Raw genomic sequence first — 23,331 nt, 5'->3', positions numbered from 1 at the left:
ATTCTACCTTATTGATAAGACTCATCTTCGATGCGCACAACACACCTTACTGCTGCATACTCATTTCTCATCTGATCATATTCGTTTCTAGCATTAAATCTTGCTGAATAACGACCACTACTCTTAGTGTTCGATTCTCCAAAATTCAGCATATAGATAGGAGTTTCTCGAGAAAGGCTCCATCTTACGTAGTCAACCGCAGTTCCATCATTATCAAGAGATGACTTTAGCGCTCCAGCGTGTGTGCTTGAATATGTGGCATATGTATCCGTTGCTGGGTCAACAGATTCAACAAAGTCGTAGAAATACTCTCTACTTGCAGGAGAAATATAACGGTTACGAGCAATTGAAATTTCAGACATCCCATCCGAAAAAATCTGACTATCACCAACAGGGAAATTTGGAATATCCATTGATGATGGATCAAGACTAAAGTCCGTTACAAAAGTTTCAAGAGAAATCGACATATTATCCAAACTCTCAGAACATAAACTTCCCTGACATTCCAGCGGTAAACCTAGAATTGGGTTAAAGTAGCGGCCACGACGAGGGTCTGTTGAGATATCTTGTGCACGATTAATAACATCCTGATCCCACTTAATGGCCAGAGTGTCATTAATTGAAAGCTTAGGCGCAAAATTATCTTGCCCAAAGTCTAAGAAGAACCCGTCACCATTTCTATAATAACTAACACTTCCTGGGTCCAATGAGTTTACAGATTCTGCAACTCCCGTATTCACGTTTCCAAATAGGTCAAAGATAGGTGTAAAGGCACCGTTTACAAGATAGTTACCACCTCTTGCACCACCTGGTTCAACAAATGAACAACGCCCAGTATCAGTATCAGACATAACCCAAGAAATTAAAGTATTAAGATAGTTAGCACCATTTGGCACCTCAACAGAGTTTGAAGCAAGTCCTGCTCCAAGCATTAGCTTTTCACTATCAAAACCACAAAAGATTTGTTCTGATGAAATTTCCGCCTTATTTCCAATAATATCTTGGACACCAAAGCGAGATGTACAAGCTTGAGTCGTAAATTGTGCCCCACCATTATCATAGAAACTTGAGCCAGTAATAAATGGTACACGACGCGGAGTCGTCACTGTTCCCTGATAACTACTTGGCATATTGATCATTAGGCGATCACCTGACCTTTGCTGATTTGTCGCTGCTCCACTGATAACATCTCTATCGTAGACGTTACATGAATTTTGAAAATTCACACCACTTGTTACAGGAGCATCATTTCTTGTTCCTGTCTCAACTTCAGCTACAGCTGCTTCATCAAAGTCTTTAGGATAACGACTTGCCGTAATCCCTTCTCCACGACGCATAAGCCTCTTTTCTCTTACCGGGCCAATTTGCTTAAATTCTTCTGCGTCATCATCATATGTTCCAATCTTTACTTCATATGAATTACAAACACGATTGGCCTGCGTCTGACTAAGCCCCGTTAATGGAGGAAGCTTTGAATCATTAGAAGAGAAAACACGAGATAGTTTTGTATCTCCACGATAGCGTGGTGATGTATCAACATTTGTATAAGCAGGACTAGGAGTTGCATTAATTCCTGAATCAAATAACTTATTATTAGTAAGAATATCATTCATCGACATATCAAGAATGTCGACATCATCTACCCCATGAGCAAGTGTTGAAAGATTATTAACAGCAAGCCATCTCGGCTTAAGCTTATCACCGTCAGTTGAATCCGAAACAGGAATATTAATCATACAACGAGATGGTCCAAGTGTGTTTTTATTTCTCAGGTTATTACCATCAGCAAGGGCGGCACCACCAGCTCCTCTGTAGTAACCATGACTAATACGATCTTCATAAGTCTTTAAAGCATTACGAGAGTAGTAAACTGCCGCAAACTCACTTTGCACATTATAAGAAGCATAACTTCCATTTCCTCCATAAGGATTAAAGAAGTTTGTCGCAATATTGGCCGGATCAGTACAATCAGTAAAATCACCACTAACTCCTGGTGCAACAAAATCTCTACGATCAGCAGTATCCGGATCGCTACATGTAGTACTTGTAATTGCAATTGAAGCTGTATCTTCACCAAAGCAATCACCTACACGAAGTTGACTACGATCTGTATAAGACTCGCCAGTATTTGGGTGATTAACACCAGAAGTGTACCCCGGAGAATTTCCGTTAAAGCAACCCACAAAACCAGAACCTAGATCATTAGAACCTGTAAAATTAGGAATTGTTCCAGAAAAATTACTTCTTTCATATGCGTAATCCCCTCTCGTAAAATTACAACCTAGCTCAAAACGGTCAATTAGCATACTTGGACCAAAATCATAAACTGTTGAACCTTTAATCCATGGAGATGTTAGACCTCTGGCCCCAACCCCATTCCAAGAACAAGTATATTTCTGGCTAATATCTCTTGAATGAACCTTTCCAAGTTCACGACATTGCTGACGGTTTGCCATAAAACGGTGAACAAGTGCCATATTCTCAGGAGGAAGGACAACCTTAATAATATGCTGAGGGTTAGTTGTCTCTCTTTCATACTCGAGCTCAACTCCTCTAAAAACTGGAACGACTTTATAGTAGTAAACACGAGCGTGATTAAAGTCATCACCCGCTTGAATATGCTTTACAGAATAGTCTGTAAACATCACGGCACGATATGTTTCAAGTACCTCATTAGTACGACTTCTTTCCGTGTAATCAACTGGGTGAAGTAAACCTTTATTCGTCAGAGTTTGGTAATCAAAGTCACCACTTGTGATATCTTTCCAAGTGATTTTATTATCATCAGAGCGATAAACACGATATCCAATTTTATGATCTTTCTTTTGTAAACCAGTTTCATAGGCATCAATGAAAGTTTGCATCGAAAGTGTTCCACTAGTAAATGTTACATCCTTCCAAGCGATACGAATGATACCAGAGTTCGAGTATTGATGTAGTGAGTTGGTTGTCACTCCATCTTTAGATCCATAAGCACCACTAAATTGAGTACTACCATTTGCAATACCAAATTGATCTTCAAAACCACTTGTAGGAGCTAGTGTAGCAGGATCTACTTCTACTTCAATTGGTTGGCCACTATCATTTAATGTTTCTAAAATATAGTCTTTTTTACGATCAGGTCCCGTTGGAGTAACCATTCCATTTGCTTTTGGACCAATGGCAAAAATATCAACCCACTCTTCAAATCTTGGCTTAGGTACTTCAATCTTACACTCACCTAATCCAGTATTGATATCTGCATAAATCGGAGATGCTCCGTCAATATAAGGAAGAACACCAAATTGATAAATCTTACCTGGAACAAGAGATGGAATTGTATATGTATAAGTTGTCGCAACAATGTTATCAACTCTAGTATAGGCAGGGTCATTTGCTAGAGCATCTGTATACTTAAATACTTTCCCATCTTTTTCTTTATAGAAAACAGCATACTTGTCATAGATACCACCAGTAGGAGCATCCCAGCTTACTGTAATGTAATCGGCACCAGTGTTACATGCATTAATTACACCAGGAAATTGTTCCACAGTAGGAACCTTAACAATTGGAGTAATACACTTTACGATCGCGTTATCAACATCATTAAGTGAAAAGTTATTTCCTGTAACACTAGGAACGGCCGCAAAACAATATTCTTTATCAGCAACAGTATCCCCGGCCCCAAAAAAGTTTCCTTGAATACGTACACTTGTATATGCACCAAATCCTGCATAGTCTCCTGGGTTATCATCTAATCTGATAAGTCCATCACACGATGCCTTACCACTTGCATTTGCAACATTAAAATTCAAAAGCGTTGGACTAGCATCACCTTCACCCTCATAACAGTAAATATCAAATCCATTAAGAAACCCTGTTTCAATAACAGGTGGATCAAAATTAATTGTAATTTGATTAAGGTTGTTAATATCTTGTGGACTCTGAATCCCTAAAATTCCAGAAAAAGAAGCAAGCTTTGGAATTGCACGGTAGAAAACAGGTTTTCCAATTATTCTTTCACCATCACCACATGTTAGAGTTCGACAAGCAATCGCAAAAGTTAGGTAGTAATCATACTCTTCTAAACTCCCTATCCTTTTTGAAAATTCTTCTGCATTAGCTGTTCTATAATCACCGGCCAAGTTAAGAGGATCAATAATTGAAGCATCAATTTCTTCAGGAATTCTTGCTCTTACAAGATCTACGTCTTCCTCGGCTTCACCAAGTTTATAATTATAAATTCTATAATTTTCAAATGGCCCTACTGCAGGGGCCCAAGTTAAATCAATTGAAGTTAGACCTAGATTCTTGTCTGGTGTTGTTGCTCTTAGAGATAGGGTATCCCAGTCAAAAAGCCCTCCTGAACCTAAAGTAGTAACAGAAATAATTTTATTATTTTCTTCAAAACGATAACCTTGTGTATCTTGATAAATACCGTAACTCTTATGAATAGATCTAACTCTGAAATAATACTGCTTGCCAGGCATTAACCCAGTAACTTGTCTTTCTCTTTCAGTTGTTCCACCTGTTGAAGCCGTTACTTCGCCAGGCTTTAGATCTCTTTGAATCGCAGGATGTGTATTATTAAATAAGTCCGAAATTGTTCCATCATCAGCAGCGATGTATGAAACCTCATAAGCGATTGGATCGTTAGGCATAGGATTATAAGTTGATCCTAGAGTCACAGCTGGTACCCATTTTACAAGAACAGTATTTTGGCCAGCAGCACCTACCAATGGCTCAACACTCGAAATACCAGCGAAGTCCGCAGTAAAATTTGAAAATGTTTTAGCACTTAATGTTGCATCGTTCTCACTCTGACTTCCAGTACTTCCGTCTCTTACACCAACAGAAAATGTATATTCAGTGTTTACATTTAAGTTTCTTACAGTGAAACGATACATCCCTTCATCATTAACTGATAAAGAGTCGGCTTTAACTTCAATAGGAATCGTCGCATCGTTAACTTTAATAAGATAAGTTAACTCAGAAGCAGGTCCAGTCGCAGGAAAGAAATAAACTTCAATCTTATCATTTGAAATTGGTATGACTTTTGAAATACCGGCAAATTGAAATGTCTGCCTACCACTTTCAGCGTTTCTTGCTTTTTCAAGATTAGCGTCTTCTACTTTTCCAACACAACCAGCAAGTAATAATAAACTTAGTACAATAGATAGAAATTTCATAAATTACTCAACCACCAGTGTTTGAATACTATTGTTATATTCAGAGTATTTGTCTTCTTGGTACAGATAAGTTAGTGCACCAAAGTAATATGTCCCAGGCGGAATAAAAGGAATTGTTATACCAACAGCATTCTCTTCGGCCTCAAATCTTAAGTAATCATTATTCCCATTTACAGCATCACTAAAACTAAAAGTTCCAGTGGTTGTCTTCATAAAGACAACATATCGGTCGTAGACACCCTCTTCAGGAGGAGTCCATGAAATAGCTGCGGAATTATTTGAACTATCAAAATATAAAGAACTGATTCCAGTAAAGTCTTCATAAGTAGGAGTCATTACCTGCGGAACAATACAGCTAACTACTTCTGAGTCACGGTTAGGTGTAACAACGTCACCAACGTAAACGAATGGTAATAAAGCAAAGCAGTACTCTTCAGTCGAGTTAATGTCGATCCCTCTAATTGAAACTTCTGTTCCATTAGTAAAATCGAGAGTTGATGGATTTAGCGATGTAGGGTTATTACCATCTGGAAAGTTAATGAATGTATCAATAAATGGCTCACCAGTACTTCTCCCTTTTACTTCAATTAACATCCCATCAATTACACCACTAGCTAGATCTACAGGTTCAAAGCTTAAGTAGATTTCGTTAAGGGCCCAATGGTATCGTGGATTATTAATTTCAGTAATTCCTGAGAAGCTTACAAGCGGAGGGCTTGTACGATAAACGTTCGGAGAATTATATATAATTGACTTCCCCGGAGAACATAAAGAATCTAAACACATAATAAGATATACTTCATAAGAAGTATAAGGCTCTAGCTCAACAAGCTTTGACTTACTATCCTCGTATGTAACTTGCTTACAAAAGTAAGCCGGATCTGTCGTTTCCTGACCATTACAAATATCATCGCGACTATTCTTATATGTCGACCACGCCTCACCTGTTCCATTTTCTTTATAGTAGATTCGGTAATGATCGATTGCTCCGATCCCTGTTGCCCAACTTAAATCAAGAGAGGTTTTTCCAGTACTATTACTAGGAGTTGTTACTTCAAAAGAATCTAGATCAACTTGTATGTCCCCCACGCTATCACTTAGTGTAGTAGCTGATAGGTAGTTATTATTCTTTTCATAATAATAACTTGGATCAGAACTAAATTTACTAAATCCGTGGTGAATACCTCTAACTCTCACATAATAAGTTGTACCTGGAAGAAGACCATTTACCTGTTGAGAAATCTTTTTTCCATCAACATAGTTTACAATACGAGTTGGTGCTGTAAATGAAGTGTCGTCGAACGCAACTGGTGTTGCTGTATCAGAATTAATTAAAACAACTTCATACTTTGAAACATCCGAATCTTCAGGAATGTATCCACCAGTTCTCTCTGCCGCTGGCCATTCAATTAATAGAGAGTTTTTCGAAGCTCCACCTGACAGATTTTTAATGCTACCAATACCAGTAAAGTTAGCTGTTTGATTTGAATAAGTTGCTACAGACTTAAAAGCGTCATTAACTGACTGCTGCCCTTTATCGTCTTTAGCCTGAACGTTAAAAACATATTGTTCATTAATATTTAAACCAGTAACTGTGTAACGAAGAAAACCACGATAATCAGGAACAAGAGTACGCCCAGGTACTGTAATTGGAGCAATCGCACCATCGTAGTTAATGATATAAGTAACTTTTAAAGGATCAAGATTTGAAGGTGGAAAATATATTTCAACTTTATCATGTGCAACGGCCATTGCATCCTGAATACCAGTGTAATTAATGACTGTTTCTCCGTCATTAATCCCCTTTGTTAATTCAGAATTTGCATCCTCAACCTTTCCAACACAACCAAAAAGTAAAAAACATCCTAACAGAAAGTAAATTCTATTCATTCGATAACCCATTTTATTTACATTAATTAAAAATAACGCTACGCTTCTCACTCAAAATTGTAGTTTAAAAAGAGAATTATTTTAAGTGCCTAAAATTAAAGGAAAATATTACCGAACGCATATTTAGTTTAGTATTTGTTCAACCTTACCGCTCCCCAACCGATGCCATGACAAACTTAAAGTTAAGAAATCTGAGGCCGCATAATTTCAGGCGGAAAAAAGTGTCGACCTGAGAAGAAATTAACCTAAGTAGTTAAAAATAGTAAAATTTTGGTAATCAATATTTACAAAGGTGAATAAATGAACATTTTTTCTTTAATTGGTTTGGTCCTCTCTGCGGTAATTCTCTTTGCAGGTTTAAGGATGTCATCAAGTGACTTAAAACTTTTCTTCGATGGCCCTTCCCTCTTCATTGTACTTGGAGGAACTTTTGCTGCGACTTCAGTAGCATTTCAACTTAATAAAATTGGAGCTCTCCTTAAGATTTTCATCAAACAATTCCTTGGAGGGAAAATGGTGGACTCTCCAGGTGTTATTAAAGAGATCATGCAAATTTGTGAAGCTTATCGTTCAGGCGAAGCTGCTGAAAACCTTCCTGGTAAAGCATCCGATGAATTTCTAAAAGAAGGACTTGAGTTAATTGCAGATGGATTTCTTCAAAAGGAAAAAATTATTGAGATCCTTGAGCAAAGAGCTGTCAATATGAATCAGCTTAGAAGTGAAGATACTAGAAAGATTAAAACTCTTGGAAAATTTCCACCGGCTTTTGGGATGATGGGGACAACAATTGGGATGATCGTACTTCTTGCAAACCTTGGTGGAGCAGATGCTATGAAGATGATTGGACCGGCCATGGGTGTTTGTCTTATTACAACTCTTTATGGAGTTATCATTGCAAACCTTGGATTTATCCCAATTAGTGAAAACCTTGAAGAGATTCAAAGACAAATGGAAGCTAAAGACAATATCGTTCTTGAAGGTATTAAACATATTCTAGAAAAGTCTAATCCAGTACTAGTTGCAGAAGAGCTTAACTCTTTCCTTGCACCTAATGAAAGATTAGACTGGAAATCTGCGAGTTAATAATGGCAATTAAAAAGAAAGTTCAAAATCAGGGCGGCGGAGATGACGAGAGTGGTTGGCTAGTATCGTATGCAGATATGATGACTCTAATTGCTTGTTTCTTCATCCTGATGATGGCATTTGCAAATTATGATCCTGTCGGTTTCAACAAAAAGGCCAAGGATCTTTCGACTTCTTTTCAAAAGGGAAAATTTAAAAGCTCGGAAGTTAAGCTTAATGAGCTTACAGAAGAAATTTCAAAGCACCCTGAATTAGAGAAGAATAGTAAGATTTCCATTGTAGATAATGAACTCATCATATCATTTTCAAGTAGTATTCTTTTCCCTGAAGGAAGTACAGAGCTTAATAAGAGTAGTATGCAATCACTTGATACAATGATTGATATTATCAGAACTAAGAATCCTAATTATCGAATTATGATTGAGGGGCACACTGACTCTGATGAGAGAAGTATTGCTCCGGGCATCGAAGGTCCTTGGCAATTAGGAGCAGTAAGAGCAGCTAAAGTTCTTTCTCGTTTTGAGTACTTTGGTTTCCCTCCTAGCACGCTAGCAGCAACGACAAAGGGTGACTCTGAGCCACTTATAACTCCAGAAGAGTTAGAGAAACTAAAAGAAAAAAATAAGAATAAAATTTTCTTTAACCCAAACAGAAGAGTTATTATTAAAGTTGTAGAACCTAAAGATCCAAAATCGAAAATCAAATTTGGATTCGGAATATATTTTAATGACAAAAAATAAACTTAGAGACTTTATAAAATTTATCGTTGTATTTGTCGTATTCTTAGGAGTGACAATTCCAACTTACCTATTCCTTAACCCTTCGGTGGCACAAGAGAGAATAGATAAAATGGATTACGACAAATGCATTCAACAAGATAAAATAACAAAGTATCAATCATGTCTTCGACGTGATCTTACACAAATTATTTCTGTTGCTAGGCCAATAGATATTAATTCGATTGAAAGTTTCATTCACTCTCTCTATGATCGTGACTTAAAAAATAGTTCAACAAATGAAGATCAAAGTATTGCTGCTCTACTCTATTTAGAAAATATGGCGATTTACTTCAATAGTATGAGAGAGATTGAAATTGCACGTAATAATATCACGTTCCTTGACGTGTTTTTTATTGGTAAAGCAAGAGAAGACCTATCTAAGCGATATAAGAAGTTTATGAGTACGATTGATAATCTGGATTTTAGGGCCCTTCCTGTTGATATTGCTTACCGTAAGGATATGGCCCTGAAGCTATTAGCTAAGTTTGAAAGTAATTAGAACTCCATATTATTTGAGCTCCATTCATCAGACTCAACAGCTCTTTTCTGATTACTAAGTACTTTTGCATTCACTGGCTGATTTCCTTTAAATTGAACAACATGACGTGTAGCACTTGCTGGTGCTCGCGTCTTAGCATTATCAACTTCTGCCATCATCTTACGACCCATTCGTGTAATCGTTTCAGTACTTGCTCTATTGTGCTCATCTAAACGCTTCTGGTATTCATTTTCAATTTGGGCCAGCTTCGTTTTATATTCTAGTGCAGACATTTTTAAATTTTTAAGACTTTCAATTTCTAAATTAGCTTTTGCTAGATCTGTTTTACTTTTTGCAATAATGGCATTCAAGGAATCCACATGAGCGACTTTACTCTTAAGAGTTTCTTTTGAAATCTCTTGAATCTTCTTGTCTGCCATATATTTCATCGAGTCCATTTGCAGATTAGCAACCTTTTGAGTTAATGAAGCATTCGCTTCTTTTAACTTTGCTACTTCTGAAGACTTTTTATATTGTCCAACACCCATAAGAACTGCACAAACAGCGAGGGCCACGTTCGTCAGATTAAAAGAAGAGCTCCCCTTTTTAGCCTTCTTTGACTTACGAGACGTGCCGGCTTTCTTGGCCTTACCGTTGTTAATTACATTTTTGTGAGTTGGTCTAAATTCTTGTAGTGTTTTCATAATCAAATTATAAAAGTGATATGAGACTTAACGAAGAACTTCATTGGGACATCAATCAAATCAGATACTTAGTGTAGAAAACACTAGTTTTAAGGCGGCTAAATTCTGTGGCAGTTATACCTAATAGCCGATGAATCTCGCTGCAAACTGCTTGGCCAGAGGATATAAAATTAAATGCATGATTGTAATTACGGCCATTGAAGCAATAAGAAGCATATAAGGAAACGAATTAGTTAACTCAATCTCTTCCGCATTCCCGTTTGCATTCTCAGAATGAACTAGGTTGAAGTCGTTTCTCATTGTATTCTCCTTGCATGCGCTTAGGAAGGGGCTTTCACCCTTTGTTCTATTGTATCGCACAAATCCATTAAATAAAACCTAGTTAATCACTGCATCATCTAAGATACTGTAATTACGTTTAAGAATTCAAGAAAGCGGCATTAAATTTCATAAAATTTAACCATTTATGATTTATTTGGTACTGTAGGTAGATTTTATAATTAATTGAACAATTCTAAGGGTTTAGATATGAATGAAATGCAAAAAGAGATTGTAGAGGGACTTAAGCGCTTTCGCCTAGAGAAAATCGAGCCACATATGGAGCACGATGATTTCGAAGGAAAGTTTCGCATGGAAATCTTCAATGAACTTGGAGAGCTAGGTTTTACAGGAATGACTGTTTCTGAAGAATACGGTGGACTTGATCTTCCAGTTCAAGACTATAGTTATGCACTTGAAGAAATTGCAAAGTCATCAGTGGCCTATGCTGTGACAATTTCTGTTTCATCAATGGTTCAATCAATTCTAAATACTTTTGGAAATGAAGAACAAAAACAAAAATACCTTCCAGAACTAACTAGTGGTCAGGCCATTGGAGCTTTTGCTCTTTCAGAGTCTGGTGCAGGTTCAGATGCTGCAGGTCTTAAGACGACAGCAAAGAAAGTTGAAGGTGGCTATATTTTAAATGGTTCTAAACTTTGGATCACTTCAGGTGGAATTGCGAAAACATATATTGTAATGGCAAGAACAGGTGGAGAAGGAGCAAAAGGTGTTTCTGCATTTATCGTAGAAGACGGAATGGAAGGATTCTCATACGGTAAAAAAGAAAGAAAAATGGGATGGAATATCTCACCTACTCGTGAACTTCTATTTGAAAACTGTTTTGTTCCTGACGCTAACCTTCTTCAAAAAGAAGGTGAAGGTTTCAAAGTTGCAATGAGTGGGCTTGATAAAGGTCGAATCGCAATTGGATCAATCTCTGTTGGTTGTGCTCAACGTGCACTAGATGAAGCAATTAAATACTCACTAGAAAGACAACAATTTAAACAAGCAATCTTTGACTTCCAAGGACTACAGTTCATGATGGCCGATATGGCCTGTGATGTCGAAGCTGCAAGACTACTTGTTCAAGCTGCTGCAAAATCAATTGATGACGGAGCTTCAAATCAAAAGCTTGCTTCAATGGCAAAGATGCGTGCAAGTGATACAGCAATGAAAGTTACGACTGATGCTGTTCAAATTCTTGGTGGAGTTGGTTATACAAAAGAGTATCCAGTCGAGAGATTTATGAGAGATGCAAAAGTTCTTCAAATTGTTGAAGGAACAAACCAAATTCAAAAAGTGGTTATCTCTCGTCTTCTAAAGAAGGAATACGGAGCCTAATGAAAGTTTCAATTAATTCCTTTATTCAACATAAAGACAAGTCAGAGCAAATTCTAGAGGAAATTGAAAACTTTCAATCAAACCCTCGTTTTGAATTTGTTTCAAAATTAAATGAAGAATATTATCAACAACAGTGTGTTGATATCTTTTCTAAATTTAATTCTCGACGTGACTTTGTCCAAGTAGGAATTGGTGGAAGTGCACTTGGGCCTGAGATGCTAGTAAGCGCACTAAGAAAAGATATGAAACGTCGTTTTCATTTCTTTAATAATATTGATCCAGACGATACAAAGGAACTACTAGATAGTATCGATTTAAAGAACTCTCTAATCTATGTTGTATCAAAGTCTGGTGGTACTGCTGAAACACTTGCTTCTTTTGCAATTCTTGCAAATGAATTAGTACAGTCAGGAGTCGCCGAAGAAGATTTAAAAAATTATTTTGTATTTGCAAGTGACCCAGATAACTCACAACTAAGAGATCTTGGAGATGAGCTAGGTATTACAACTTTGGCAATCCCATCAAATATTGGTGGGCGTTTTAGTGTTTTAACTCCTGTAGGCTTATTACCTGCTCTCTTTGCTGGAATTGATATTCAAGCTCTTTGCAAAAGCGGTTTCGAATATGGACAGTCACTAAAAGAATCATCAGAACTAAAAGAAGTAACTTCAACATTTCTAAATCATCTTGAACAAGGCTATGACCAAACTGTTATTATGCCTTATTCGAGTAAAATGAGAGACTTTGCATTTTGGTTTGTACAACTATGGGCAGAGAGTCTTGGGAAGAAAAAAGAAGATGGAACAAGAATTGGTATAACTCCAATTCCTTCTTATGGTGCTACTGATCAACATTCACAAATGCAATTATTCATGGAAGGCCCGTTAAATAAAGTAATGATCCTCGTCCATGTAAAAGAGTTCGCAAACAATTTTGAATTAAGAAATTCATTCAATCATCCGAAATTACAAAAACTCGGAAAGTACACACTGAAGAATTTAATCGATTCAGAATTCTACGGAACTCAAAAAGCTTTATCAGAACAAAGAGTTCCACATATTACTTTTGAAATAGAAAAACTAAATGAAGTAAATTTGGCCAAGTTGATTGTATTCTTCGAGTACCTGACAGCTATCACAGGTTATTGCCTAAATATTGATCCGTTTAACCAACCAGGAGTTGAGGCCGGAAAAATATATAGCTTTGAATGGCTTGATAACCTATGAGAAATACACGATTTAGACAGATAGAAATGTTTTCCAATCTTGATTAAAATCGGGGCGCTAGTTAAAATCAACAGGGAAAACAATCTATTATAAAGTACTGAAAGGACGAATATGAGTGATGACGCTACTCTAGTATTGACTGACATTAAAGCTGCCCTAGCATCAGCGAATAAAGAAGCCGAAGATAAGCCTGCGGCCCTTCTTGTTGTTGGTGGTGATTTAAACGGCACTCTTTTTGATTTAAAAGCAGAAGAGATTACTGTTGGCCGAAGTGCAAAATGTGATATTCCATTAGAGTTTAATGGTATCTCAAGAGAGCACTTCAAGTTAGTTTCATCTGCGGATGGATATCAGGTAGTTGATCTTGGTTCTAGAAATGGAACTTTTTTAAATAATAGTAAAGTTGAAGCTCCTACTGATCTTCAAAAAGGTGACATCATTAAGATGGGTGCAATGGCACTTAAATACCTTCCAAAAGGTGATCCAGAGAGACTTACTTATGATAAGCTTCAACTAGAAGCAAATACAGATGGACTAACTGGTTGTTACAATAAGTCTTTCTTCAACAAGAAACTTGATCTTGAAGTGAAGAAGTCAAAAGTGACAGGTACTCCACTCTCTCTTATTGTTTTCGATCTAGATCACTTTAAGAAACTTAATGATAACTACGGACACGATGCTGGTGACTACGTACTAAAAGAGCTAGCTGAAGTTATCCGTTCAAACGGAATTAGAGAAACTGATATTTTCGCACGTTATGGTGGAGAAGAGTTTGTTGTTCTACTTCCTAAAACAAATATTAAACAATCATACGAAATCGCTGAGCGCCTAAGAAAGGCGGTAGAAACTCACGATTTCATTTACGACGATAATAAGTTACCGGTAACTGCATCGATTGGCGTTTCTGACTACAGACAGGGAGTTAGTAGTGGAACAGACCTATTTAAAAGGGCCGACTCTGCAGTATACAAATCCAAGGAAGGTGGAAGAAACCAGGTTAATTTCTATCGCGACTAGTTCGTATAATGGAAATATCAGAGAATACACAAAATAGAATTAACCTTCTTCCCGAACACTTAATTGATCAAATCAAGGCCGGTGAGGTTGTTGAACGCCCGGCCAATGTTCTTAAAGAATTACTTGAAAATTCAATTGATGCAAACTCGACTAAAATTCGAGTCACGATTATTAATGCAGGTTTAGATCTTATCGCAATTGAAGATAATGGTGATGGAATGTTCTTTGATGAACTTCCCTACGCCTTTTGCCGTCACGCAACTTCAAAGATCAATAACTTCGAAGATATCTACCGCCTAAATACTTTTGGCTTTCGTGGAGAGGCACTTGCCTCAATCTCATCAGTGGCACGAATATCATGTCACTCAGCTCCTCGTTCAAATCCTGAAGAAGGTGCAAAGTATGTTATTCACGGAGCTAGAACGGTTGAGCATTCAAAGTATTCGACACATAAGTGTGGAACTTCTACTTATGTCAAAGACCTTTTCTTTAATACTCCAGTTCGATTGAAATTTGTGAAGTCAGGACAGAGTGAGAAGAATGCCCTAAAGCGTGTTATTAACTCGTTCTTAATTAACTACCCTCAAGTTGAGTTCTCAATCACATGGGATGACCAAGACCCTGAAATTTATCGTGCTCAAAAACATACAGTGAATCGAGTTGGGGAAATCTTCAAAAAGAAATCACGTAAAAATATTCCAGAGATAATGCAATCTTATGGTGAATACCTTGGTTCAAGTTGTAAATTCTACGTCTCTAAAGATGCCTCAAAAGGATACAGCGGAAAGCAACAGTTTCTCTTTGTAAACAACCGTCTCTTCACTGACAAAAAGATACATCAGATCATCATTAGAAATATGGAAAAGTTTTGGCCTCAAGGCTTAACTGGCGACTACATCATGCAATTCAGAGTGCCTGAGCATGAAATTGATGTAAACGTTCATCCAAATAAAACAATTATTAAATTTTTAAAGAGCAATGAGATATTCTCTCTAACAAGTGCTACAGCGAAAAAGCTCATTTCAGAAAATCAAGATCATATCAATGAGAACCACTCTCTTGAAATGAATGAAGATGAAGCAAATTTCAACTCTCTATCAAGTGCCCTATTCAACCAAGGTGGAGATAATATTATTGCTAATAACTTTGGCGGTGGTTTAAATCTACAAAGATTTCAAAATGAACTTAATCAAGGTACAGACTTTCATGGCCAAAGCTCTCTTTTTGGAGAAAATACAAGTGGCCAGCAAAGTGAGTTAACGATATCGGCACTTGGTGAAAATATTTTTCTCTTTAATCACATCGAGAGAGGTCCATACTTTGTTGATGCTCAAGTATATTTAGATGAGGCTTGTGGGCAAATTGATATCGACAATATGACTCCTCTACTAATTTCAGAGCCAATTTCAAAAGATATGACGGATATGGAAAACCTATCGCAATACATGGCAATGGGAATTGAGATTGAACGTCTTGATGCACACACTTGTGTTCTAAGGTCAGTGTCTCACGTATTCGAAGATCTTCCATACGCAAAAATATCTGCAAATATTATTAACGGTAATGATCTGCTTGAAGATTTAGAGCTTCAAGTAAGTGAAGTAAGAAGACTTCTTTCATTTATTTCTTTCTACGATTTAGTAGAAAAGAAAATTGCAAAAAGAATCTCGCCTAAGAAATTAAAAAAATTACTAAAATGACAAAGAAATTAATTCTTCTATTAGGGCCAACTGCATCGGGCAAAACAGGTATTAGCATTGATCTTGCCAAACGTATTGGTATTGAGAAATGCCATGTTATCAACTTCGATAGCGTTCTCTTTTACAATGAATTAAATATTGGAAGTGCTAAGCCAGACGAAGTTGAAATGGACGGTGTCACTCATCATCTCGTTAGCATCTCCCCTATTACGAAAGAATTAAATGCATCTGACTTTGTCGAATTAGCTATAATTAAAATCAACGAGCTTCATTCAAAAGGAATTGTTCCAATTCTAGTTGGAGGTAGCGCCTTCTATCTTCGAAGCCTTATTCGCGGCATGTATGAATCAGAATCAACCGATGAGGCCATTCAGCAAGAGGCCCGTGATCTTTATGAAAAAGAAGGTATGGCCCCAATTGTGGCTTATCTTAAGGTTCATGATCCTGAGTCACTTGAGAATCTTCATGAGAACGATCACTATCGTCGTACTCGTGCTTATGAGTACCATCGCATGACGGGGAAGAAGATTTCTGATCAAAAAAAGCAAGCCGATGATCATGGGGCGTATGATTTCTCAACAAATCTTCATGGCTGGGACACACTTAATATTTGCCTTGAGCTTCCAAAAGAAGAGCATTGGGAAATTATACTGAAGCGTACAAAACAGATGCTAGAACAGGGACTGCTTAAAGAGGTTGAAGATATTATGGCCAATGATGATCACTCGCCAGAGCTTAAGGCCCTAAAAACCATTGGCTATAAAGAAACGATTCAATATCTAAATGGTGAGATTACATCTGAAGAAGAACTTATCGAAAAGATTTATTTTGCAACTCGCAGGCTTGCGAAGTCTCAAAAAACTTTCCTAAAGAAAGTGACTCCTTTATCTCGCTTTCACCCATTAAGTCAGCGAAATGACATCTATAACCTTGTCGAAGACTTCATTCTTGAATAAAGTAGTTATAACGATTTTATTAGAGGTTAATTTTGAAAAAGATGAAAATAATTATTATTTCTGACGGAACAGGTTCTACTGCAAAGGCAATCAGTCGCGCGGCCATGACACAATTCCCAGAAAGCGAAGTCTTCTATACAGGTTTTAAGAATGTTCGCACAAAGGAACAAATTAAATCAATTTTTGACGAAGCAGCTATTCATCACGACCTCGTAATTTATACAATCGTTTCAGCAGAACTTAGAGAATATACAAAAGAAATCTCAATGCAAAAGCATGTGCGCTCCCTTGATCTAATGGGGCCAGTTTTAACGACTTTCTCTAATTACTTTCATCAAGAACCTAAGAGTGAGCCTGGCCTTCTACACGCTGTGAACTCAGAATACTTTGACCGTGTTGCTGCCATGGAGTTCACTCTTAACCATGATGATGGAAGAAACGTAGAAACTCTCCACCTAGCAGATGTTATTCTTGTGGGGATTTCTCGTACATCAAAAACACCTCTTTCAGTGTACCTATCTCAACACGGAATCAAGGTTGTAAATATCCCTATTATCAATGGACAAGATCTTCCTAAGGAACTTTTTGAAATTGACCAAAGAAAAATCTTTGCTCTAACAATTGATCCAGAGGCTCTTTATTCAATTCGCAAGAATCGCCTTAACAAACTTGGTGCTACTGAGCACACAGGAGATTATGCGGATACGAATAAGGTTATCGAAGAGTTAGAATGGGCCAATGAAATCTTTAGCAAGAATAAGAGATGGCCTGTGTTTGACGTTACTGACCGCGCCCTAGAAGAGACGGCCACAGATATCATGAAATTGCTTCAAATGAGAAAAAATAATATTTTCAAGCAGTTAATGAGTGAGTCTGACGACTAAACCCTAATCTCTTGCCTTTAGTGCCACAGCTGTTGATTCTTTATGCATATTTTTTCTTTTACTCCATGCCATGTAAACAGAAGCAAAAAATATTAAGAAAAATAGTATTGAAGTAAACAACAAGTGAAATTTAGAAATATCTTGAAAGTAAGCAACGATAAAACCTACTGCAAAATTAGAAACAATACTTGAAATCAAGGTATAATATTCTACATTATGTAGTTCACTTGCATCAACCATCTTTATCTCAATTGCTTTTGGCATTGATACAACAACATTTAGAGACTTATTTAATGGACTCCCTGAAGCATCACCACTTAACTCTATGTTAGCTGTCCCTGAAGCTACAGGTGAAGGATCTTGTTCAAAATTACTCATAGACCTATCTCCTACACTCTTTGTCCAATTAAATCCCATAGCTCTTTAGAGAGCCAACCATCATAATTACTGTAAGTAATTATTGGGCTAACTATAAAAGATACTTTAATATTAACTTCCCTAGAAGCAACACCCTGCATTTGAGATATAATACTCTGTCTAATTGAATCATTCGATAACTGTAAAATATAAAAAGTGCTTAGTGGCCTTACCCACGGGTAAGGTGCCATAATATCAAGTAAAGAACTATTTACTCTAGTCCAATCTTCAGAAGATCCTGTAATATCCCATGATACTATTACGTGCATAAGCCCTCATATTTAAGTTTTAACTATATCTAAAGCTTTAAATAACATTTGTAAAATATGTTTTTGTCCCCCTCCTAACTAGCTAATTTTTCATTGGTAATCACTTAAACAAGTAACAAACAAACTTAAACTAGTAATTTTACTTAACTTAACAGGCAATCGTTCCGATTAACTAAATAACATTATCAATTTAGTAACTACGAGGTTCGTTGTGTCTAAGGTCTTATTTTCTGGAAAAATCAAAGTTAAAGGTGCTGGGGCCGACGTTGTATACAAATTCGATACTCAAGAGCCCACTTTTGATGAAGTAATGATGACGAATTTTACTCATCTAAATTTCTCCGAAAATGAGAAGAGACTTCTAACGGCAAAAAACAGAAAAGACATCTTCAAGTTTGAAAACTTGAATACAAAAGAACTTGAAAGATATGCTGGCGACCTACTCTCACTTATTAAAAAAGTAAAAAGCGACAGAATTCAAATTGAAACTTGTAATGCGGGAACTTTTATTTGCTTAGCACTCATCTATTCAGGAAAGATTCCATCTCACCTTGATGTGCACTTCAAGCTACATGGCTCACCACTAAGACTTTTTCCAAGAAACTTAGCGAAACACAAAATTCCTAAACACAATATTTCTATATCTCTATGTAACACAGACAGCTGGGTTCAGGAGTTTCGTTCACTTCAAAAGAAGCCAAAATATATTGAACTAAGTCACATTGCCCCTCAAGAAGATCTTGATCTCGTTGGCTAATTTGACTTTTTATTAAGCTAATTGACATTTTGCACCACCTCTTCAATCATTTAAGAAGTGAAAAAAATAATCTTTGCCATTCTTCTTACCCTTTCTAGTTTTGCGGAATACCCGTACTTTAATTTTGATTCTTCAAAACTAAAATTAAATGACTATAGCTATCGTCGCTATGTTCGTCCGCAACTGCGCTCACTTAAGAATGACTTCTATTATATCGTTAAGAGAATTACTTACACATCACAGGACTTTATCAACTTAAGAGAAAATACTCTTAAATTAGTACTGCAATTTGATGGAGCTTATGACGAGTGTAAAAAAAATCAAAAGACTTGTTATCAAGAAATAAAAAAAGTCGTTCCACTTATTCAGGCAACTGAGCGAAACATTAAAAAGCTTCGCGAAGACTTCATCTCTCTTCCAACTCAACAATATGGAAATGTTGACGACTATATTAATCTTATCTCTCTACTTGATAATATTGATAACCTGAATCTTCGTGTTCAATCCTATATACAGCTTCTACATCTAACAGAAGGAACAAATTTTTCAACCTATGTTCCTCATATTGAAAGTTATAAGAATTACGTTGGAAAAATGTATAACTACTCAAATGATGCCTTTATCTACATTATACCTAATGAACTAAAGCCATCCTTTGAACAATTCCTTGATAACTTCCTTTCGCCACTTGAATTAAGAATGATGGCAGAATTAGATAAGCGCTGGTTTATCGATCGTTTGGGTGATCTCAATATGCAATGGAATGTATTTCACATGGACCTAGAAAAAGGTCAGACAGGATTTCCAAGAGAATATGTTCGTAACGTTAAAGTTATGCACGCTCGTTGGAATAGTATTTTAAAATTAATGTTCTACTAACATCGTGCCATTTAAGACATGCGTCCGCTTTCGGTCATGTGCCACAAAAACAAAAAGGGCTCCCGTCGGGAGCCCTTAAAGTATATACATCCTGCGGCAAAAGTACCCACAAGGGTAGTTTTGAAGCAGAGATGAATGTGACTCAAGAAAGCTAGCCAAGCGAAGCGATGGCGCGGCTTTCGGTCATGTGCCACAAAAACAAAAAGGGCTCCCGTCGGGAGCCCTTAAAGTATATAAGAAATTTAAATCAAATTAGATTTTAGAACCTCTACTGTACTTCGTCTGAGTTTTCTTTCTTCTCTTCTCAGCCGCTTGTAGCTTTTCTTTATTTCTAATAGAAGGCTTCTTATACTCTTGTCTCTTTCTGTATTCTCTAATAACACCGAAAGCTTCGCAGTATCTCTTGAATTTCTTAAGAGCTCTTTCCGCACTTAATCTTTCATCGATCTCGATTTTGATTGAGTAATCTTTAGACATAACATTCACCTCCTTCTATTTTTTTTTCTCACTACCTTTAACGACAGCTTTATGAGATTTATTCAGAGCTTTAACGCTCTAAATTTTGTCTAGCTTTAATTGGTATGTTAAATTACACGACGGCCCCACAATGTGTCAATGGCCAACTTACTTTAGGTAATATATGCAACAAGGTTTATTCAGCGCAAAAGATTCATCCGTCACACCACTTGCTCATCAAGTAAGACCAAGTAGCAAGCAGGATTATGAGGGCTTTGATGCCCTAGCTAGACGCTTCCCTTTTCTTAAGGGTGAAAATATACCTTCACTTATTGTCTGGGGTCCTCCAGGGAGTGGAAAAACCACGCTGGCCAAGGTGCTAGGTAGTGAAATTCACGCAAATTTCTACGAATTTAGCGCAGTTTTATCTGGCGTAGCAGAACTTAAGAAGCTTATCCAAAAGGCACAAGACGAGGCCCGAGACTTCCAAAGAAAATCCATTATATTTATTGACGAGATTCACCGCTTTAATAAGGCCCAACAAGATGCTCTTCTTCCACATGTGGAACAAGGAAGCTTTATTCTTATTGGAGCAACGACTGAGAATCCTCGTCGTTCAGTTAATCGCGCTCTTCTTTCTCGTATGAAGATTATTGAGCTTAAATCATTCACAACCGACAAAATTCGCTCTCTTATAAAGAGAACGATCACAAAATTAGAAAAAGAATTATCGCAAGAATATCTCGATCTAATTTGTGAATACGCAAACGGTGATGCTCGCATTGCTCTTGGAAGTTTAGAAGTTATTTTCTCTCTTCTTGAACAAGACGAAGATATTGACTTTGAAACAGTTAAAAATATTATCAAAGAAAATTCACGAAACTTTGATGCTGGTGGTGATCGCCACTATGATGTAATCTCTGCCTTCATTAAAAGTATGCGTGGAAGTGATCCCAATGCGGCCATTCTATGGCTAGCAGTTATGCTTGATGGTGGAGAGGACCCAGTCTTTATCGCCAGACGCTTAGTTATCTTTGCGAGTGAAGATGTGGGTAATGCAGACTTAAATGCACTGACTGTTGCCACAAATGCACTTCATGTTGTTCAAAATATTGGTATGCCTGAAGCACGAATTACACTAGCACAGGCCACGACTTACCTAGCTAGTACCGTTAAGAGTAATGCTGCTTACAATGCAATAAACGAAGCCTTAGCATATGTAGAGAATTCGCAAACAATCCAAGTTCCAGAGCATTTAAAGAACTTTCCAGATAAAGATCATAAAGTTGTTTACCAGTATCCACATAGCTTCGAGGGAGCTTTTGTTAAGCAACAATACGCACCTCAAGGAACGCCAAAGTTCTACCAACCAAAAGCGATTGGCGTAGAAAATAATATAAAGAAACGTTTAGAAGAACTATGGGGAAAGTAGTCTAGTCCCAACGAGAATAAACAACAAACGCATCCGTTTGAAGGTCTTTTGTTACAAAGAAGAATCCCATATTTGATTCAACATAACAGCTCATTGAATAGTCTTGTCCTGGAACAAGTTCGACACAACGGCTTTTTGCACGTCCAGATGGTGTTTTAGAAAAGTTAATTGCGTTATTACTATTACATCCATTTAATTCAAGAGTTGTCCTAATGATAGCAATCGCTTCATCAAGAGGTCTCCCCTCGAAATCAATATCAGCATCTACTTCATCAGTATTAATTTTAAACGCACGACTATCGACATTAAGATCATACGTTAGCTTCTTAATACAATTAAGAGTTGTCTTAGTGTAAGCAAAGACACTTGAAGATATAAGCAATGATGCAATTAAGATGTATTTCATATTAAGTTACCCTAATAATGTTGTTATTTTCTTTGGTGACTTATACAAAACCCGACTAAATAAATCCAGATTTTTCGATAGTATTATTAAACTTTCATTAAGGGCAGCGCGTCTAAACATTGAAATTAGATTACCTGACAGAAATTATTAGAAAAACTTAAGATTCCTATTAGCCATTTTAATAATTATGTCCTATAAAAGCTTCACACACACAAACCACTAAAGGGGATTAGATGAAAATCGCAATCGTTCTATCAACACTACTTTTCACTCTTACGAGTAATGCAGCAGAATTAAATAACTACTACCCGAAAGAAACTAATGATGTTCTTTCAAGAGGTGGAGCAGAGTTAAAGAGCTACCTATTCGAAGTTCTAAATACAACTCACCAAGAAACAAATTCTCAAGATGTTCTTGGATGTGATTCAAAGAACAAAGGTCGTTGTTACAGCCAAAGAAGCCTAGGTTACAAAGGCGCTAGAAAAGTACTTTTCGGAAAAATCCACTTAAAAGAAGATGATAAAGGTTACTACATTAAAGATGTATATTGCCAAAAGACACTAAGAAGAGTTCAAACTCGTTCTATGGGTCCAGGACAAATCCCTAGCCCAAACGTTCTTAACTGCGAGCACACTTGGCCACAATCAAAATTTACTGGTCGTTTTGACAAAGGTCTTCAAAAATCAGATCTACACCACCTATACCCAACTGATTCAAAAGCTAACTCTGTAAGAGGTAACTATGAATTTGATAATGTAGATGGTTTCCCAGTTGATTATGAAGATTGTACAGCTTCACAAACTCAAGGTAACGGTGCTTTCGAACCACCAGCTGAGCACAAAGGAAATGTTGCAAGAGCACTTTTCTACTTCTCAGTAAGATATGATATTTCAATCTCAAACCACCAAGAGCAAGTTCTTAGAGAGTGGGATAAGCTTGATCCAGTTGACGCTGAAGAAAGAGAAAGAAACGAAATTATCTATTCTGTACAAAACAATAGAAATCCATTTATCGACATCGCTAACCTAGCTGATAAAATCGATAATTTCTAAATATTTGACTAATCCATTTCAGTACTAATATTGGCCTTCTGTTAAGAAGGCCTTTCTATTTCATTTTTTATTTTGCAAAACCTTTCATCTTTGAGATGCTTTTATATACAGCAACA

21 protein-coding genes are annotated in these 23,331 nt (G+C 36.9%); 13 read left to right on the top strand and 8 right to left on the bottom strand.

Features of this window, described 5'->3' with window-relative positions; all coding sequences use genetic code 11:
• Positions 1–8 precede the first annotated feature (8 nt).
• Both ACMAWV_RS03945 and ACMAWV_RS03940 read right to left on the bottom strand, forming a co-directional pair.
• The gene (locus ACMAWV_RS03945) at positions 9–5,168 is read right to left on the bottom strand and encodes a fibronectin type III domain-containing protein (RefSeq protein WP_412469898.1); all 5,160 of its coding nucleotides are present in this window, start codon (positions 5,166–5,168) and stop codon (positions 9–11) included.
• 3 nt (positions 5,169–5,171) lie between these two features.
• Positions 5,172–7,058 carry a hypothetical protein gene (locus ACMAWV_RS03940; protein ID WP_103216345.1) on the bottom strand — a complete coding sequence of 629 codons (1,887 nt, stop codon included), beginning with the start codon at positions 7,056–7,058 and terminating at the stop codon, positions 5,172–5,174.
• Positions 7,059–7,358: 300 nt separating this feature from the next.
• Between ACMAWV_RS03940 and ACMAWV_RS03935 the strand changes: the two genes are divergently transcribed.
• Genes ACMAWV_RS03935 through ACMAWV_RS03925 form a run of 3 tightly spaced genes read left to right on the top strand, consistent with a single transcriptional unit; the run spans position 7,359 to position 9,419 of the window.
• Positions 7,359–8,141 (top strand): motility protein A, encoded by a 783-nt coding sequence (locus ACMAWV_RS03935; protein WP_103216344.1) that lies wholly within the window; start codon positions 7,359–7,361, stop codon positions 8,139–8,141.
• Between the two features lie 2 nt (positions 8,142–8,143).
• On the top strand, positions 8,144–8,881 hold the full coding sequence (locus ACMAWV_RS03930; protein ID WP_103216343.1) for an OmpA/MotB family protein: 738 nt from the start codon (positions 8,144–8,146) through the stop codon (positions 8,879–8,881).
• Positions 8,868–9,419: a hypothetical protein gene (locus tag ACMAWV_RS03925; RefSeq protein WP_103216342.1), complete on the top strand. Its 552-nt coding sequence runs from the start codon at positions 8,868–8,870 to the stop codon at positions 9,417–9,419. The genes ACMAWV_RS03930 and ACMAWV_RS03925 overlap by 14 nt, the downstream gene beginning before the upstream one ends.
• Here ACMAWV_RS03925 and ACMAWV_RS03920 read toward each other — a convergent pair.
• The gene (locus tag ACMAWV_RS03920) at positions 9,416–10,102 is read right to left on the bottom strand and encodes a hypothetical protein (protein ID WP_146037734.1); all 687 of its coding nucleotides are present in this window, start codon (positions 10,100–10,102) and stop codon (positions 9,416–9,418) included. The genes ACMAWV_RS03925 and ACMAWV_RS03920 overlap by 4 nt on opposite strands.
• A 120-nt stretch (positions 10,103–10,222) precedes the next feature.
• Positions 10,223–10,402: a hypothetical protein gene (locus tag ACMAWV_RS03915; RefSeq protein ID WP_103216340.1), complete on the bottom strand. Its 180-nt coding sequence runs from the start codon at positions 10,400–10,402 to the stop codon at positions 10,223–10,225.
• A gap of 228 nt (positions 10,403–10,630) precedes the next feature.
• Between ACMAWV_RS03915 and ACMAWV_RS03910 the strand changes: the two genes are divergently transcribed.
• The 6 genes from ACMAWV_RS03910 (at position 10,631) to ACMAWV_RS03885 (ending at position 17,547) form a co-directional block, all read left to right on the top strand.
• A complete protein-coding gene (locus tag ACMAWV_RS03910; RefSeq protein ID WP_103216339.1) occupies positions 10,631–11,764 on the top strand; it encodes an acyl-CoA dehydrogenase family protein in 1,134 nt (377 codons plus the stop codon).
• The gene (locus tag ACMAWV_RS03905) at positions 11,764–12,990 is read left to right on the top strand and encodes a hypothetical protein (RefSeq protein ID WP_412469899.1); all 1,227 of its coding nucleotides are present in this window, start codon (positions 11,764–11,766) and stop codon (positions 12,988–12,990) included. The genes ACMAWV_RS03910 and ACMAWV_RS03905 overlap by 1 nt, the downstream gene beginning before the upstream one ends.
• 111 nt (positions 12,991–13,101) lie before the next feature.
• Positions 13,102–14,007 carry a GGDEF domain-containing protein gene (locus ACMAWV_RS03900; RefSeq protein WP_103216337.1) on the top strand — a complete coding sequence of 302 codons (906 nt, stop codon included), beginning with the start codon at positions 13,102–13,104 and terminating at the stop codon, positions 14,005–14,007.
• A gap of 8 nt (positions 14,008–14,015) precedes the next feature.
• Positions 14,016–15,707 carry a DNA mismatch repair endonuclease MutL gene (gene mutL / locus ACMAWV_RS03895; RefSeq protein WP_412469900.1) on the top strand — a complete coding sequence of 564 codons (1,692 nt, stop codon included), beginning with the start codon at positions 14,016–14,018 and terminating at the stop codon, positions 15,705–15,707.
• Positions 15,704–16,663, top strand: a complete 960-nt coding sequence (gene miaA, locus ACMAWV_RS03890; protein WP_412469901.1) for a tRNA (adenosine(37)-N6)-dimethylallyltransferase MiaA — start codon at positions 15,704–15,706, stop codon at positions 16,661–16,663. The genes mutL and miaA overlap by 4 nt, the downstream gene beginning before the upstream one ends.
• Positions 16,664–16,704: 41 nt before the next feature.
• Entirely contained in the window at positions 16,705–17,547 is an 843-nt protein-coding gene (locus ACMAWV_RS03885) for a pyruvate, water dikinase regulatory protein (protein ID WP_412469902.1), read from the top strand.
• Between the two features lie 3 nt (positions 17,548–17,550).
• On the opposite strand, the gene ACMAWV_RS03880 is transcribed toward ACMAWV_RS03885, so the two are convergent.
• Positions 17,551–17,925, bottom strand: a complete 375-nt coding sequence (locus ACMAWV_RS03880; RefSeq protein ID WP_412469903.1) for a hypothetical protein — start codon at positions 17,923–17,925, stop codon at positions 17,551–17,553.
• 11 nt (positions 17,926–17,936) lie between these two features.
• On the bottom strand, positions 17,937–18,233 hold the full coding sequence (locus ACMAWV_RS03875; RefSeq protein WP_412469904.1) for a hypothetical protein: 297 nt from the start codon (positions 18,231–18,233) through the stop codon (positions 17,937–17,939).
• 211 nt (positions 18,234–18,444) lie between these two features.
• On the opposite strand from ACMAWV_RS03875, the gene ACMAWV_RS03870 reads away from it, so the two are divergent.
• Both ACMAWV_RS03870 and ACMAWV_RS03865 read left to right on the top strand, forming a co-directional pair.
• The gene (locus tag ACMAWV_RS03870) at positions 18,445–18,990 is read left to right on the top strand and encodes a hypothetical protein (protein WP_412469905.1); all 546 of its coding nucleotides are present in this window, start codon (positions 18,445–18,447) and stop codon (positions 18,988–18,990) included.
• 57 nt (positions 18,991–19,047) lie between these two features.
• Complete coding sequence (locus tag ACMAWV_RS03865; RefSeq protein WP_103216332.1) at positions 19,048–19,869, top strand: hypothetical protein; 822 nt, start codon at positions 19,048–19,050, stop codon at positions 19,867–19,869.
• A gap of 252 nt (positions 19,870–20,121) precedes the next feature.
• On the opposite strand, the gene rpsU is transcribed toward ACMAWV_RS03865, so the two are convergent.
• Entirely contained in the window at positions 20,122–20,346 is a 225-nt protein-coding gene (gene rpsU, locus ACMAWV_RS03860; RefSeq protein WP_021266202.1) for a 30S ribosomal protein S21, read from the bottom strand.
• A 163-nt stretch (positions 20,347–20,509) separates the two neighbouring features.
• Here rpsU and ACMAWV_RS03855 point away from each other — a divergent pair, with 163 nt between their 5' ends.
• Complete coding sequence (locus tag ACMAWV_RS03855) at positions 20,510–21,757, top strand: replication-associated recombination protein A (RefSeq protein ID WP_103216331.1); 1,248 nt, start codon at positions 20,510–20,512, stop codon at positions 21,755–21,757.
• Position 21,758: 1 nt separating this feature from the next.
• Here the strand turns inward: ACMAWV_RS03855 and ACMAWV_RS03850 are convergent, their stop codons facing one another.
• The gene (locus ACMAWV_RS03850; RefSeq protein ID WP_103216330.1) at positions 21,759–22,163 is read right to left on the bottom strand and encodes a hypothetical protein; all 405 of its coding nucleotides are present in this window, start codon (positions 22,161–22,163) and stop codon (positions 21,759–21,761) included.
• A gap of 233 nt (positions 22,164–22,396) precedes the next feature.
• On the opposite strand from ACMAWV_RS03850, the gene ACMAWV_RS03845 reads away from it, so the two are divergent.
• The gene (locus ACMAWV_RS03845) at positions 22,397–23,215 is read left to right on the top strand and encodes an endonuclease I family protein (protein ID WP_412469906.1); all 819 of its coding nucleotides are present in this window, start codon (positions 22,397–22,399) and stop codon (positions 23,213–23,215) included.
• Positions 23,216–23,331: the final 116 nt, after the last annotated feature.

The sequence above is a fragment of the Halobacteriovorax sp. RT-1-1 genome, from assembly GCF_047085455.1.
In the GTDB taxonomy this organism is placed as follows: domain Bacteria; phylum Bdellovibrionota; class Bacteriovoracia; order Bacteriovoracales; family Bacteriovoracaceae; genus Halobacteriovorax_A.
This window is presented reverse-complemented; position numbering and strand designations above follow the sequence as displayed.

What these genes read in the sequence shown, in the direction of transcription:
- ACMAWV_RS03880 (WP_412469903.1), bottom strand. Translation starts at nt 17,925, where the DNA reads ATGAGTAATTTTGAACAAGATCCTTCACCTGTAGCTTCAGGGACAGCT.
- ACMAWV_RS03885 (WP_412469902.1), top strand. Translation starts at nt 16,705, where the DNA reads ATGAAAATAATTATTATTTCTGACGGAACAGGTTCTACTGCAAAGGCA.
- ACMAWV_RS03920 (WP_146037734.1), bottom strand. Translation starts at nt 10,102, where the DNA reads ATGAAAACACTACAAGAATTTAGACCAACTCACAAAAATGTAATTAAC.
- miaA (WP_412469901.1), top strand. Translation starts at nt 15,704, where the DNA reads ATGACAAAGAAATTAATTCTTCTATTAGGGCCAACTGCATCGGGCAAA.
- ACMAWV_RS03940 (WP_103216345.1), bottom strand. Translation starts at nt 7,058, where the DNA reads ATGAATAGAATTTACTTTCTGTTAGGATGTTTTTTACTTTTTGGTTGT.
- ACMAWV_RS03925 (WP_103216342.1), top strand. Translation starts at nt 8,868, where the DNA reads ATGACAAAAAATAAACTTAGAGACTTTATAAAATTTATCGTTGTATTT.
- ACMAWV_RS03845 (WP_412469906.1), top strand. Translation starts at nt 22,397, where the DNA reads ATGAAAATCGCAATCGTTCTATCAACACTACTTTTCACTCTTACGAGT.
- ACMAWV_RS03935 (WP_103216344.1), top strand. Translation starts at nt 7,359, where the DNA reads ATGAACATTTTTTCTTTAATTGGTTTGGTCCTCTCTGCGGTAATTCTC.
- ACMAWV_RS03910 (WP_103216339.1), top strand. Translation starts at nt 10,631, where the DNA reads ATGAATGAAATGCAAAAAGAGATTGTAGAGGGACTTAAGCGCTTTCGC.
- ACMAWV_RS03905 (WP_412469899.1), top strand. Translation starts at nt 11,764, where the DNA reads ATGAAAGTTTCAATTAATTCCTTTATTCAACATAAAGACAAGTCAGAG.
- mutL (WP_412469900.1), top strand. Translation starts at nt 14,016, where the DNA reads ATGGAAATATCAGAGAATACACAAAATAGAATTAACCTTCTTCCCGAA.
- ACMAWV_RS03930 (WP_103216343.1), top strand. Translation starts at nt 8,144, where the DNA reads ATGGCAATTAAAAAGAAAGTTCAAAATCAGGGCGGCGGAGATGACGAG.
- ACMAWV_RS03850 (WP_103216330.1), bottom strand. Translation starts at nt 22,163, where the DNA reads ATGAAATACATCTTAATTGCATCATTGCTTATATCTTCAAGTGTCTTT.
- ACMAWV_RS03900 (WP_103216337.1), top strand. Translation starts at nt 13,102, where the DNA reads ATGAGTGATGACGCTACTCTAGTATTGACTGACATTAAAGCTGCCCTA.
- ACMAWV_RS03875 (WP_412469904.1), bottom strand. Translation starts at nt 18,233, where the DNA reads ATGCACGTAATAGTATCATGGGATATTACAGGATCTTCTGAAGATTGG.
- ACMAWV_RS03915 (WP_103216340.1), bottom strand. Translation starts at nt 10,402, where the DNA reads ATGAGAAACGACTTCAACCTAGTTCATTCTGAGAATGCAAACGGGAAT.
- ACMAWV_RS03855 (WP_103216331.1), top strand. Translation starts at nt 20,510, where the DNA reads ATGCAACAAGGTTTATTCAGCGCAAAAGATTCATCCGTCACACCACTT.
- rpsU (WP_021266202.1), bottom strand. Translation starts at nt 20,346, where the DNA reads ATGTCTAAAGATTACTCAATCAAAATCGAGATCGATGAAAGATTAAGT.
- ACMAWV_RS03945 (WP_412469898.1), bottom strand. Translation starts at nt 5,168, where the DNA reads ATGAAATTTCTATCTATTGTACTAAGTTTATTATTACTTGCTGGTTGT.